Genomic DNA, 12,218 nt, shown 5'->3' with positions numbered 1-12,218 from the left:
CGCCTGGGACCTCAATCACCGTATGACCGCTCCGGGTCGACAGCGGCCGGTCATAAAGGACCAGAGTCGACCCAAAGCAAGCGGTAGCAACGCCTTTAATCCTGCATAGCAGGAGGCGTGAACATGAAGCAAGCAGGCCGATTGAGCGCCACGCGCCAGTAGTAGGCTGCGATCAAGGGCTACGCTAGTAGCTCTTTATGCAACTCTTTAAGCTAAGCAATTTTCTAAGTCAGTCTCGAAGCTGGGCGGTGAGCGTGGACAGGTTTCAGGAGATGAAAGTACTGCTGGCGGTTGCCGAAGCGGAAAGCTTTGCCGCTGGTGCCAAGCTGATGGGCATGTCGCCGCCCAGCGTGACCCGTGTGATTGCCGGCCTGGAGAAGCGCCTCGGCACCTTGCTGCTGGCGCGCAGCACGCGCAGCCTGCGTCTGACCGAAGCGGGCCGGCGCTATGTAGAAGACTGCAAGCGTATCCTGCTGGATCTGGACGAAGCCGAAGAGTTGGCCACCGGCAGCAGCATTCGTGCCCGGGGCGACCTTACCGTGACGGCACCGGTGATGTTCGGCGAGCTGTACCTGATTCCGCGGATTACCGAGTATTTGTCGGCGCATCCGCAGGTGACAATCAACGCCCTGCTGGTGGATCGCCTGGTGAACATGGTTGACGAAGGCGTGGACGTGGCCATACGCATCGGGCCGTTGCCAGAAACCGGCCTGCAGGCCATCAAGGTCGGGCAAATTCGTCCGGTCATCTGCGCCTCCCCGGCCTTTCTTGAGCGCTTTGGTCGGCCGCAAGAGCCCGAAGACATAATGACGGCCCCCATCGCGATGTCCTCGGCCAGCAGCCTGCTCACCGACTGGCAGTTCAACCTGCCAGCAGGCAGCATCACTTTGCACCCCAAGCCGCGACTGATGGTGAGCTCCAATCAGGCGGCGATCAATGCCGCGCGCCTGGGTTGGGGGCTCACGCGGGTGCTGTCTTACCAGGTGGCCGAGCTGGTAGCGAAGGGGGAGCTGGAGATCATTCTCGATGCCTTCGAAGCACCGGCACTGCCGGTACACATCCTCTATCAAGGCGACGTGCGGGTACCCGCCAGGGTGCGCACCTTTGTCGACTTTTGTGCCAGCCGGTTCCTGCAAGACCCGGCACTGCAAAGGGTCGGGAGCGCTTAGCGGATGAGCCGCTATCGTCAGATGCAGGTGTTCGAGGCCGTGGTGCAAACCGGCAGTCTCGCAGCGGCAGCGCGGCAGCTAAACCTCTCGCCCGCGACCATCATGCGCACCATTGCCTCACTGGAAGCACGGTTGAATAACACCCTGCTGCTACGCGGACCACGCGGCGTCGACCTGAGCCCTGCCGGCGAACAGTTTGCCGTCAGCTGTCGGCAGATTCTCGAACAAACCGCCGCTGCCGAGCGCTCCGCCGCGGGCTTACATGCGCGCCCTGGCGGGCAGTTGACCGTAGCGATATCGATGCTGATGGATCAGCAGGTATTCATGCCAATCGCGCTCGACTATCTCGCCGCTTTTCCTGACGTGCGCCTGGCCACCCGGGCTTACGAAGGCGTGCCCAAACTGCTCGAAGATGGCATTGATGTCGCCCTGGTGGTGGGCCATCTGCCAAATTCGTCTGGGTTCGCCATGCCGGTGGGAATGGTGCGACCGATTGTCTGCGGCTCTCCCGCTTACCTGGCCGAGTGGGGGCAGCCGCAGACGCCCGACGACCTCAAAGCGCACCGCATGGTATTGACCACGGCAGCAGGCCAAGAAAACCAATGGCGCTTTCGCTACGAGGGTTCCACCCGCCTGGTAAAACCTGCGCCCGTGCTGAGGTGCACGACCCAGCGTGCGGCCATCCATGCCGCGACCCTGGGGCTGGGTCTGATTCGCTGCATGAGCTACGAGGTGCACCATGAATTGCAGTGCGGCTTGCTCGAGCCTGTATTGAGCCGCTTTGCAATCCAGAACCTGCCCGCGCAGCTGATCTACCGCGATGGTCGCCGGGCTGAAGCGCGGGTGCGCACGTTCGTCGACTTCGCCACGCCAAGGTTGCGTGCCCACCCCGCATTTCTTGGCTAAAACTGCGCGAGTGCCACGCCTGTGCGCAGCAGCATTCTTTTAGAAAACGAAATTATGCATTGCTTTGCATGGTGATTCTGCTTAACCGCGAGTGGGTGCAGCATGGACCGACCAGCGCAAGAGCCGCCAACCTGGTTTGACGCCGCGCTGACTTCCCTGACCCCATACGGAGCCGCACCATGTCTCAGCCAGCCATCAAACTGTATCGCCACCCGCTTTCCGGCCATGCCCATCGAGTCGAACTGATGCTCTCACTGTTAAAGCTGCCCACCGAACTGGTGTTTGTCGACCTGGCCAATGGGGCGCATAAGAAACCTGAATTCCTCGCCATCAACGCCTTCGGCCAGGTGCCGGTTATCGATGACAACGGCACCATCCTCAGCGACTCCAACGCCATTCTGGTTTATCTGGCGAAGAAGTATGGCAATGGTGCCTGGCTGGCTGAAGAGCCCCTTGCTGCCGCGCGTATTCAACGTTGGTTGTCGGTGGCCGCTGGCCAACTGGCTTACGGCCCGGCATCTGCCCGGTTGATCACGGTGTTTGGTGCACCCTTGAATGCCGAAGAGGTGATCGCTCGCTCCCACGCCCTGCTCAAGGTGATGGACGGCGAACTGGCCAACACTCCTTTCCTGGCAGGCGCTACCGCCACCATCGCCGATGTCGCCAACTACAGCTATATCGCCCATGCGCCGGAAGGCAATCTGTCGCTGCAGGCTTACCCGAATGTGCGCGCCTGGCTGGAGCGGGTGGAAGCACTGCCTGGCTTCGTACCCATGCAGCGCACCGCTGCCGGCCTGCAGACCAACTGAGCCCGCAACATGCTGCCGGGGGTCCCGGCAGCCCTCGCGAGGAGCGCGTTCCATGGATCACCTGCCCAAGCACCGTCGCTCGCCCTGGCATGCCGGGGAAAAAATGCTCCAGGAAATCTACAGTGTGTCCGAACGGATGGAGGTTATCGGGCAAAAGGTCATCCGCGATTACATGCCCGACCAGCACCGTGAGTTCTTCCAGCAACTGCCCCTTATGCTGGTCGGCGCGGTCGATGAGCAACAGCGGCCCTGGGCGACTTTGCTTGAGGGGCCGGAAGGGTTTGTGACCTCAGCAAACCCGCAGCAGTTGCTGCTGGCTGCACAACCCGACGCGCAAGACCCGGCCGCTGCCGGCCTGCAACCTGGCCGGAGCATTGGCTTGCTGGGTATTGAGCTGCATACGCGGCGGCGCAATCGTATCAACGGGGTTATTCAGCAAGTGTCTACGGATGGTCTCGCCGTGGCCGTCGAGCATTCCTATGGCAACTGCCCCAAGTACATTCAGGCCAGGTCGTATACCCGCGTTCCTGAGCAGGCAAAGGAACGCGCCGCACGCCAGAATTTCACGGCGCTGAATACCCGCACGAGTGAGATGATTCGTGCGGCCGACACCTTCTTTATCGCCAGCTACTTCGACCATAACGCGCACAATCGCTCGGTGGACGTATCGCATCGCGGTGGCCGCGCCGGCTTTGTCAAAGTCGAAGGCAACCGGCTGACCATTCCCGATTACGCCGGCAACCTGTTCTTCAACACCTTGGGCAACCTGCAGGCCAATCCTGTCGCCGGCTTGTTGTTTGTCGATTTCGCCACTGGCGACATCCTGCAACTTACTGGTCGCACCGAGCTGATTCTCGACAGCCCAATGATCCCCGCATTCGAAAGTGCCGAGCGCTTCTGGACCTTCGATGTCGAGCAGGCAGTATTACGCCCGGCGGCGACATCGCTGCGCTGGGAGTTTCACGATTACGCCCCGACCAGCCTGGCCACCGGCAGCTGGGCCGACGCGGACGAGAAGTTGCGGCAGAACGAGCAACGCCGGCAGTGGCAACAATGGCGCGTGACGCAGGTACAGCAGGAGAGCAAGGACATCCGCTCGTTCGTTATCCAGCCGCTGGATAAGGCTGCGGTTGCTTTTACCCCTGGGCAGCACGTGCCGGTGCGCATAGCGCCAAGTGGCGCTGAGGCACCGCTGATTCGTACGTATAGCGTTTCCAGCGCGCCGTCCGACGGGCACATCCGCATCAGCGTCAAGGCGCAAGGGTCAGCCTCGCATCACCTGCACAACCATGTGCAGGTGGGGGATGTGCTGGAGATGCGCCCGCCCATGGGCAGCTTCACCCTGACCGAGGAAACCGAGCGCCCCGTGGTGTTGATCGGTGCGGGCGTCGGCATCACACCCTTGCTCTCGATGTTCAGGGAGTTGGCCGCGCAGAATCACCCACATCAGCGGCAACGCCATGTCCATCTGTTCCAGAGCGCCAGAACCCTGGAGGACCTGCCGTTCCAGGTCGAACTCAAGACGCTGCAGCAGCGCGACACCGAGCACCTGCATATCCACCGGGCATTAAGCAGTCCAGGTACTGAGGCGGTTGTTGGCCGCGACTTTGAAATTACCGGCCGTCTCGACTTTGCCCAGGTCAAGGCGCGGCTGCCGCTGGATGACTACGACTTTTACCTGTGCGGTCCCGGCGGTTTTCTTCAGGCCATGTACGACGGGCTGCGTGGACTGAACATTGTCGATGAGCGCATCCATGCCGAGGCCTTCGGTCCCTCGACGCTACAGCGTCTGACGATCGAACAGCTTGCCGCACCTGTTCAGCTACCCGCCGCCAGCACGCCTGTCCCGGTCTACTTCGCTGCCTCGGCGAAGGAGGCGCGCTGGACGCCGGACAGCGGCAGCCTGCTGGAACTGGCGGAAAACCGTGGCCTGAACCCCGACTTCAGCTGCCGTGGCGGCTCTTGCGGCACCTGCAAGACGCGCCTGGTCAGCGGCAACGTGCATTACCCCAATCCACCGGCACAAATGCCGGATGACGATACGGTCCTGATCTGCTGCGCCATCCCCGCGCAGCAGGAAGACGGTATTCGCCCCTTGATCCTTGATCTCTAGCGAGGTGCCGCGACATGTGCCGAGAAAAGCTCACCGCCTTGGAAAATGCTGCCCTTGTCGAGTGGAGCACCGGTGCCACGAATGAGGGTGGCGAGTCGCCCATACATTCACAGTCGCGCGACTCGTTTGGCCAGTGGGAAGCAAATTACCTGCTTCCACAATTGCTAACCGGAGCGGAGCATCAGACGTACGCAACAAAACGCGTGTTACCTGGCCTGTTGCGTCGCCTTTTGCGCGTGCTAGGCGAGCCGCAACTGGCTGTGCATCTGCTCAGGCGTCGGCCCTCAGCCCCCCTGTAATGGCTACAGCAACTTTCCTTCAAAACTGCACTGCACAAAAAACGGGAGCAACCGCCATGTCTACACCTGAAATTCGTCAACCTGTTCCACCCTTTACCCGAGAGTCCGCAACCTTGAAGGTGCGCCTTGCCGAAGATGGCTGGAACAGCCGCGATGCAGCAAAAGTGGCCCTGGCTTACACCGCGGATACCACATGGCGCAACCGCGTGGAGTTCGTTACGAGCCGTGCGGAGGCGCAGGCATTTCTGCAGCGCAAATGGAGCAAGGAGCTTGAGTACCGCCTGATCAAGGAGCTTTGGGCCTTTACCGACAATCGAATTGCCGTGCGGTATGCCTACGAATGGCACGACGACTCGGGCAACTGGTTCCGCTCATACGGCAATGAGAACTGGGAGTTTGCCGAGAACGGCCTGATGGCCCATCGATTTGCCTGTATCAATGACCTGCCAATTCAGGAGTCCGAACGCAAGTTCCGCTGGCCATTGGGTCGTCGCCCCGATGACCATCCAAGTCTTTCGCAGCTAGGTCTATGACCTCAACCAACCGACGCAGTTTGAATGAGGTAGGCCACCTACCCCTTCTTGAGCATTGCTGTTTTCGACGTTGACCGCTGGCCACACCCTGTCTGTCGCGACTGGCCGCTCAGGGGCGGAAACGGTCAACACAATGCGGACACACCTGAGGATGCAGCTGTTGTTACGACAGGTCGCCGCCGCTCCAGCGGCTCGGCGACCGCCACCACTCCGCGTGTCTGCCACAGGAAATGGCTGACCTGATTCGCACCGAATATGCCGAGGGCCGCTTCGATCTCTCACCAAAACATTCTGCGTAATCCAGACCTCGCTGACGCCAAGCCGCTTGCAGCCTCAGCGACGCCGTGTAAAATCCCGCGCCCGAAAATGCAGGAGACAACACGTTGGCCATTCACTATTCCGCGTCCCAGGAAAATGTTGCATGCGGGCGCACCGGCTCGAACCTGAGCAGCACCCAGGATGTTACCCAGGTCTCATGCAAGCTCTGCCTTCGCAGCGTTGAAAAGGGCGCGACCGAACCCGTGCGCAAAACCCCTACCCTGGCTGAGCTTAGAGCCGAAGCAAAAGCCGCGAAGGCGGCCCTCGCAGCGGCTGAAATGGCGAAGCAGACCCCTACCCTGAGCCCTCGCGCCGAATGGCAGCAACGCCTGGAGCAGCTGCCGGGTAAAAACCGCGTCCCGCGCGGCGTGGCTCGGCAGGCATTTATCTAAGCGCTACTGGCCATAAACGGGCGCTTGCGAGCGTCCGTTTATGGCCCTGGCGGAGGCCCGTGCTTCAGCCGCCGGACAAGCGCAGGCATATCTTCGGTGCGGCGTCGTAAAGACATGAGTAATGGGAAAGTCCTTCCGCTCGCTCGATGCCCGATGTTTGCCGGAAAGACTCGGCCAGATAACCGGACATGCCTATTGGCGACCAGTTGTCGTCAGTACCGTGCCATAGATGAACGCGGGTCTCGCAGTCAAAGATGTCGTCCGACCAGGGGGCCAGGAACTGATCGATATCCCTCATGTATCCCCCGACACCCCGAGCGAAGCACGCCTGCAGCATTGTACTGATGAACCTCTTGAACTCGGGCCGGCTGGCGAGAACCCTGTCCTGCCCCTCGGCACTGGCGAACAGCATGCGAAACAGTGCGCCAGGCACTCGTGCAGCCAGCAATGCCTGCCACCGCGAAAGCAGCTGGAACAACGTGGGATGGTGTTTGGCCAGGGAAAAGACGGCCTTGCCAGCCATCCCATCCAGAAACTCGCCTTGATCGAGGGGCGCTACCGCTGAAACCAGGTGCAGGCTTTTCACCTGCCTCGGCAAGTAGCGACGGGTCTCCAGTGCTACGTGGCTGCCCATGGAAAAACCGATAAAGTCGACTGGAGTCCCCTGGACCGCCTCGTTTATCGCGCGTGCGATGTGCTGGTAGTAGGGCGCGCCGATAAGGGCTTGATCGATAGCAAACCGATCGAAGCAGAGCACGCGCAAGCCCTGCTCCCGCGCGGGGCCATCGAACAGCGAAGCTTCAATGGGCGAACCGGGTACGCCGTGGAAATACACGACCGGCTTACCCGCCGAATGTCCGTATTCAGTGAAATTCATCTCTATTTCCAGTCAGTACAGGTCCCGTGTTCTATCACCAACCGGCCGACCATGCGCTGGGGCTAACTGCCGCACCATTGCCTGTATGGGGTCGTAAGCCCCCAGCTCGCCTACCGCCCCCGCCCCGCCAACACCCGTGTCGCCCCCTGGGTTTTCTGGCAGTACCAGAACACCCGGCTAACGCCACGGGTGATCGCCACGTAGGCCAGGCGCAGGCTTTCGTCCTGCATGGCCTGGTCGTAGCTGTTGTTGAAGAAGCCCGAGTAGGCATACAGCGCATTGCGCAGCGGGTGCGGTTCGGGCGGCAGGCAGTCGTCGAGGATGATCGCCACTTCGGCCTGCAGGCCCTTGGCGCGGTGGATGGTGTAGGCCTTGACCGGCAGTTTCTTGTCCAGCTGTGCGGTGATGGCCTGTAGCGGCTCGTTGCGCCGGCTAAGCAGCAGCACCGCGTTGCGCTCGCGGCTGTTGCGTTCGGCCGCATGGGCGCACTGCTCGTGGATCTGCTTGAGCAGCTCCGGCAGACGGGTCTTGCTGTCGAAGCGCTGGATCAGGCGCACGCCGTGATCGCCCGGCTGCACGGCCTTGCTCGCCTGGCTGAGTTTGCCCTGTTTGTAGACCACCCCACCGAGCACCGCCTCGGCGTCGCGGATAATCGGCTCGATGGAGCGGTAGTTGGTGGCCAGGGTCAGCACCGCGCTGGGCTTGGCCCGGCCCTTACCGGGGAAGTGCCGGTCGAAGTCGATAAACAGCTCCGGCGAGCTGCCGCGCCAGCCATAGATCGACTGCCAGTCGTCACCGATGGCCATCAGGCTGACCGCCACGCCCTGCTCGGCCTGGGCCCGTTGCACGGCCTGCAGCCACTGGACGATCTGCGGCGAGATATCCTGAAACTCGTCGATCAGCAGGTGGCCGAACGGGGCCAGCGCCTCGGCCGGCACGCCCTGCCCGCCCGCACCGAGACGCTCGGTCAGCTGCTGGAAAGCGCCATTGAAGGTCGTCAGCCCCTCAGCCTGCAGGCAGCTGGCAAAGCTTTGCCAGAACAGCATCAGGGCTTCGACAAAGCAGCGCTCCCGGGCGCTGCAGGCCAGCTGCTGCGACTGAATCCGCTCGATACGGATACCGATGCTTTCGATAAAACCGGCCTGGGCGTAGAAGGCCTCATACAGCGGCACAAGGCTAAATTCGCCCTGCAGCTTGAAGCCATCGAGCGGGGCCTTGGGCAGGCGCTTACCGTCGTCCCGCGGCATGGGCAGCTGCAACAGGCTGTGCACCCGCTCGCGAAACCCGGGCTGCTCGGCGTAGCACTGCTGATAGGCCTGCTTGAGCAGGCGCTGCTGGGCCGGACGCAGGCGCGAGGCCGTCAGCGGGTTGTCCAGCTCGCGGCCGGCGGCCTGTTTGTCGTCCAGTTGCTCGAACCAGCGCGGGCCAGCGAGCAGCGTCTTGGCCATCGTGCCCATGGCCGAATGGAAGGTGCGCACACATTGCCGGGCCTGGGCGTCATCGAAAGGGTAGCCAAAGAAGCCCAGCACCTTGAGCAGGCGCTCGCGCAATTCGGCGCAGGAGGCGTTGGTAAAGGAGATCAGCGTCAGCCGCTGGGGCTCGATGCCCAGGTGGCAGAGCATAAAGGCCACGCGCAGCACCAGGGTGGTGGATTTGCCCGAGCCGGCCCCGGCGAAGATCCGCGTCAGGGGATGGTTGCCGAGGATCATCGCCCACTGTTCGTCCGAGGGAGCGCTGACCACCCCGGCCTCCACCGCCCGGGCCACTTGCGCACGCATGGCCTGGACCTGAGCGGCATCGACCGCCATCAGCGCGGGGCCGTAGATGCCCCCGGCCGGCGGTTTGCTGGCCTTGCTGCGGGTCTTGGCGGATTTGGCGGATTTGGCGGCAGCGCCCGCCTTGGTCTTGCGGGCGCTGGTCGTGCCCTTTTTCGCCCGCGCGGCGGGCCGTCGCTGAGGGGCGTTCAAAAGTGCAGCAGACACTTTTTGCTGCGCCGCCGCCTCGCGCTCGGCACGCAGGTAGGCGGTGGTATGCGGGAAGTAGCGGGCCAGGGCAGCGGAAATAAGCCGCTTATAGCGCTGCACAGCAGTGGGCATTCGGTGATCCAGTCATTTAGATAGATCGTTGAATGATAAGTGTTTTTCACCACGCCCTGGCAAGCGATGGCAAACCGCGCCGGTTAATCCAACATGCCGACATAACGCGGATGACTGGCCACACGTTGCAGCCAGCTGCGAATGGCCGGGTAGCCGCTCAGGTCGAAGCCGCCCTCATCGGCCACATGGGTGTAGGCGTACAGGGCGATATCGGCAATCGAGAACTGCTCACCGACCAGATAGGAGGTGCGCTGCAGTTGTTGCTCCATCACCTTGAGCGCCTTGTGGCCGCGTACATGGCATTCCTCATATTCAGCGCGGCGCGCCTCGGGCAGGCCCTGGTACAGCTGGATAAAGCGCGCCACCGCGACATAGGGCTCGTGGCTGTACTGCTCGAAGAACTGCCACTGCAGCACCTGGGTGCGCAGGCGCGGCTCGCCGGGCAGAAACTCGCTGCCGTCGGCGAGGAAGTTGAGGATGGCATTGGACTCCCACAGGCAGGTGCCGTCGTCGAGTTCCAGCACCGGGATCTTGCCGTTGGGGTTCTTGGCCAGGAAGGCTTCGCTCTGGGTTTCGCCCTTGAGGATATCCATCGCTATCCACTCATAGGGCAGCCCCAGCAGATGCAGCATCAGCTTGACCTTGTAGCAGTTGCCCGACCGGTAGTCGCCATAGACCTTGTACATATCGCCCTCCTCGACCGATTTGCTCTTGGTAGGAGCCAGCTTGCTGGCGATGCTTTCGCTCACAGCCGATCGCCAGCAAGGACTAGGCGTCCCCCGGGCTCCTACAGGTTTATCAACGCTCTAAAGTGCCTGGGCCTGGCGAATGACCTCGGCCAGACGCTTGAGACCTTCGCCCAGACGCTCCGGGGCGACGTGGCTGAAGTTAAGCCGCAAATGCCCCGGGTGCTGGTCGGGGTCGATAAAGAACGGCTCGCCCGGCATAAAGGCCACGTTCTGCGCCAGGGCCGGGGCCAGCAAGGTGCGGGTGTCCAACGGCTGCTTGAGGGTCAGCCAGAAGAACAATCCGCCCTGCGGCACCTGCCAGTCGGCCAGGTCGCTGAAATGCTCCTCCAGCACCGCCTGCATGGCATCGCGGCGGATGCGGTAGAAATCGCGCAGCTCGGCCAGATGGCCGCGGTATTTCTCGCTGCCCAGCCACTGCAGCGCCTGCCACTGGCCGATGCGGTTGGTGTGCAGGTCCGCCGACTGCTTGAGGCGCAGCAGGTAAGGGAACAGATCCGGGGTGGCGATCAGGTAACCGACGCGCAGGCCCGGCAGCAGGGTCTTGGACACAGTGCCGGTGTAGATCCAGCTGGCCTTGTGCAGGCGGCTGACGATAGGCGTGGCGCTGCCCTCGTCGAACACCAGCTCGCGATAGGGTTCGTCTTCGATCAGGGTCACGCCGAACTCGTCGAGCAGCGCCGCCACCGCATCGCGTTTGGCCTCGCTGTAGCGCACCGCCGAGGGGTTCTGGAAGGTCGGAATCAGATAGGCGAAGGCCGGCTTGTGGTTCTCCAGGCGCTGGCGCAGGGCGTCGATCTGCGGGCCATCGGCTTCCTGGGGCACAGCGATGCAATCGGCACCGAACAGCTGGAAAGCCTGTAGCGCGGCCAGGTAGGTCGGTGCCTCGAGCAGCACTTCGGTGCCCGGATCGATAAACAGCTTGCTGGCCAGATCGAGGGTCTGCTGCGAACCGCTGACGATCAGCACCTGGCTGGCATCGCAGGGCACGCCCAGGGCGCGAGCCTCGGCGGCAATCGCCTCGCGCAGCGCCGGCTCGCCTTCGCTCATGCCGTACTGGCCCATGCTCGCCGGCATCTCGGCCCACTCGACCTTGGGCAACATGGGTTCGGCGGGCAGGCCGCCGGCAAAGGACATGACTTCCGGACGCTGCGCCGCGGCGAGGATTTCACGGATCAGGGAGCTTTTCAGGCGGGCGACGCGTTCGGAGAAGGCCATGGAGATCACCGGTAGCAAAGGCAAATAAAAATAGGTCAAACTGTTTGACCGAAACTCTGTTTGCCTGAAACTACGACGACCACCGCAGATACGTCAATAGGCTTGACCTTAATGCTGGATCTCAAAAGCACAATCACTCAGCAAACCGCCATGGAAGCCTTCTTCTTCGGCTACCAGGCGTTTACCGCCAAGGCCGACGAAATGCTGGCGCGCCGCGGCCTGTCGCGGGTGCATCACCGCATCCTGTTCTTTATCGCCAAATACCCGGGACTGAGCATAAAAGAGCTGTTGGGCTATCTGGGGGTGAGTAAGCAGGCGCTCAACACGCCGCTGCGCCAGTTGCTGGAGATGGACCTGGTGCAGAGCCTGGCAGCCGCGGACGACAAGCGCAAACGCCTGCTCGGTTTTAGCGCCGAAGGAGCCAAGCTGGAACAGGCACTGCGCCGCGAACAGGCCAGGCTGCTGCAGCGGGCCTTCGGCGAAGTGGGTGACGACGCGGTGCAGGGCTGGCTCCAGGTCAACCAGGCGCTGGCCGGCAAGGGCCTGGACTCAGAACGCGGCACGCCTCCATAACGCGTAATGGCTGGTGCGCACGGCGCACCCTACGGTCACTAGCAGGCCAACTGTATTGCTGCTCCAGAGAAACTGTACCGGTGTTTTATGCAAACACTTTGAAACTGTTATGCCCATTGCCCGCCCCGCTGTACCGCGACGCCCCGCCCCGCGCCCCTTAGGCTGAGCA

The 12,218-nt window shown here is 62.3% G+C and carries 11 protein-coding genes; 7 read left to right on the top strand and 4 right to left on the bottom strand.

All coding sequences use genetic code 11. From position 1 onward, the window contains the following. Positions 1-272 precede the first annotated feature (272 nt). The 6 genes from AACY13_RS06370 to AACY13_RS06345 all read left to right on the top strand — a co-directional run bounded on the left by AACY13_RS06370 (position 273) and on the right by AACY13_RS06345 (position 6,539). Positions 273-1,169 (top strand): LysR family transcriptional regulator, encoded by an 897-nt coding sequence (locus AACY13_RS06370; RefSeq protein ID WP_339460163.1) that lies wholly within the window; start codon positions 273-275, stop codon positions 1,167-1,169. Between the two features lie 3 nt (positions 1,170-1,172). After that, positions 1,173-2,075: a LysR family transcriptional regulator gene (locus tag AACY13_RS06365; protein WP_339460162.1), complete on the top strand. Its 903-nt coding sequence runs from the start codon at positions 1,173-1,175 to the stop codon at positions 2,073-2,075. 179 nt (positions 2,076-2,254) lie between these two features. After that, positions 2,255-2,884 carry a glutathione S-transferase family protein gene (locus AACY13_RS06360; RefSeq protein ID WP_339460161.1) on the top strand — a complete coding sequence of 210 codons (630 nt, stop codon included), beginning with the start codon at positions 2,255-2,257 and terminating at the stop codon, positions 2,882-2,884. 52 nt (positions 2,885-2,936) lie between these two features. Then, complete coding sequence (locus AACY13_RS06355) at positions 2,937-4,997, top strand: pyridoxamine 5'-phosphate oxidase family protein (protein ID WP_339460159.1); 2,061 nt, start codon at positions 2,937-2,939, stop codon at positions 4,995-4,997. Positions 4,998-5,352: 355 nt separating this feature from the next. Next, positions 5,353-5,829: a nuclear transport factor 2 family protein gene (locus tag AACY13_RS06350; RefSeq protein WP_339460157.1), complete on the top strand. Its 477-nt coding sequence runs from the start codon at positions 5,353-5,355 to the stop codon at positions 5,827-5,829. A gap of 383 nt (positions 5,830-6,212) precedes the next feature. Beyond that, complete coding sequence (locus AACY13_RS06345) at positions 6,213-6,539, top strand: hypothetical protein (protein WP_339460156.1); 327 nt, start codon at positions 6,213-6,215, stop codon at positions 6,537-6,539. Positions 6,540-6,603: 64 nt separating this feature from the next. On the opposite strand, the gene AACY13_RS06340 is transcribed toward AACY13_RS06345, so the two are convergent. The 4 genes from AACY13_RS06340 to AACY13_RS06325 form a co-directional block, all read right to left on the bottom strand. After that, on the bottom strand, positions 6,604-7,416 hold the full coding sequence (locus AACY13_RS06340) for an alpha/beta fold hydrolase (RefSeq protein WP_339460155.1): 813 nt from the start codon (positions 7,414-7,416) through the stop codon (positions 6,604-6,606). A gap of 110 nt (positions 7,417-7,526) precedes the next feature. Next, positions 7,527-9,512, bottom strand: a complete 1,986-nt coding sequence (locus tag AACY13_RS06335) for a DEAD/DEAH box helicase (RefSeq protein ID WP_339460154.1) — start codon at positions 9,510-9,512, stop codon at positions 7,527-7,529. 83 nt (positions 9,513-9,595) lie between these two features. Then, positions 9,596-10,198 (bottom strand): glutathione S-transferase family protein, encoded by a 603-nt coding sequence (locus AACY13_RS06330; RefSeq protein ID WP_339460940.1) that lies wholly within the window; start codon positions 10,196-10,198, stop codon positions 9,596-9,598. Between the two features lie 120 nt (positions 10,199-10,318). Next, positions 10,319-11,476: an aminotransferase-like domain-containing protein gene (locus AACY13_RS06325; protein WP_339460152.1), complete on the bottom strand. Its 1,158-nt coding sequence runs from the start codon at positions 11,474-11,476 to the stop codon at positions 10,319-10,321. A gap of 111 nt (positions 11,477-11,587) precedes the next feature. Here AACY13_RS06325 and AACY13_RS06320 point away from each other — a divergent pair, with 111 nt between their 5' ends. Continuing rightward, positions 11,588-12,049 carry a MarR family winged helix-turn-helix transcriptional regulator gene (locus AACY13_RS06320; protein ID WP_339460151.1) on the top strand — a complete coding sequence of 154 codons (462 nt, stop codon included), beginning with the start codon at positions 11,588-11,590 and terminating at the stop codon, positions 12,047-12,049. Positions 12,050-12,218: the final 169 nt, after the last annotated feature.

The organism is Pseudomonas sp. EA_105y_Pfl2_R69 (assembly GCF_963970915.1).
GTDB lineage: Bacteria > Pseudomonadota > Gammaproteobacteria > Pseudomonadales > Pseudomonadaceae > Aquipseudomonas.
This window is presented reverse-complemented; position numbering and strand designations above follow the sequence as displayed.

Coding starts and splice junctions, on each gene's coding strand:
- AACY13_RS06370 (WP_339460163.1), top strand. CDS start 273: ATGAAAGTACTGCTGGCGGTTGCCGAAGCGGAAAGCTTTGCCGCTGGT.
- AACY13_RS06365 (WP_339460162.1), top strand. CDS start 1,173: ATGAGCCGCTATCGTCAGATGCAGGTGTTCGAGGCCGTGGTGCAAACC.
- AACY13_RS06360 (WP_339460161.1), top strand. CDS start 2,255: ATGTCTCAGCCAGCCATCAAACTGTATCGCCACCCGCTTTCCGGCCAT.
- AACY13_RS06355 (WP_339460159.1), top strand. CDS start 2,937: ATGGATCACCTGCCCAAGCACCGTCGCTCGCCCTGGCATGCCGGGGAA.
- AACY13_RS06350 (WP_339460157.1), top strand. CDS start 5,353: ATGTCTACACCTGAAATTCGTCAACCTGTTCCACCCTTTACCCGAGAG.
- AACY13_RS06340 (WP_339460155.1), bottom strand. CDS start 7,416: ATGAATTTCACTGAATACGGACATTCGGCGGGTAAGCCGGTCGTGTAT.
- AACY13_RS06335 (WP_339460154.1), bottom strand. CDS start 9,512: ATGCCCACTGCTGTGCAGCGCTATAAGCGGCTTATTTCCGCTGCCCTG.
- AACY13_RS06330 (WP_339460940.1), bottom strand. CDS start 10,198: ATGTACAAGGTCTATGGCGACTACCGGTCGGGCAACTGCTACAAGGTC.
- AACY13_RS06325 (WP_339460152.1), bottom strand. CDS start 11,476: ATGGCCTTCTCCGAACGCGTCGCCCGCCTGAAAAGCTCCCTGATCCGT.
- AACY13_RS06320 (WP_339460151.1), top strand. CDS start 11,588: ATGCTGGATCTCAAAAGCACAATCACTCAGCAAACCGCCATGGAAGCC.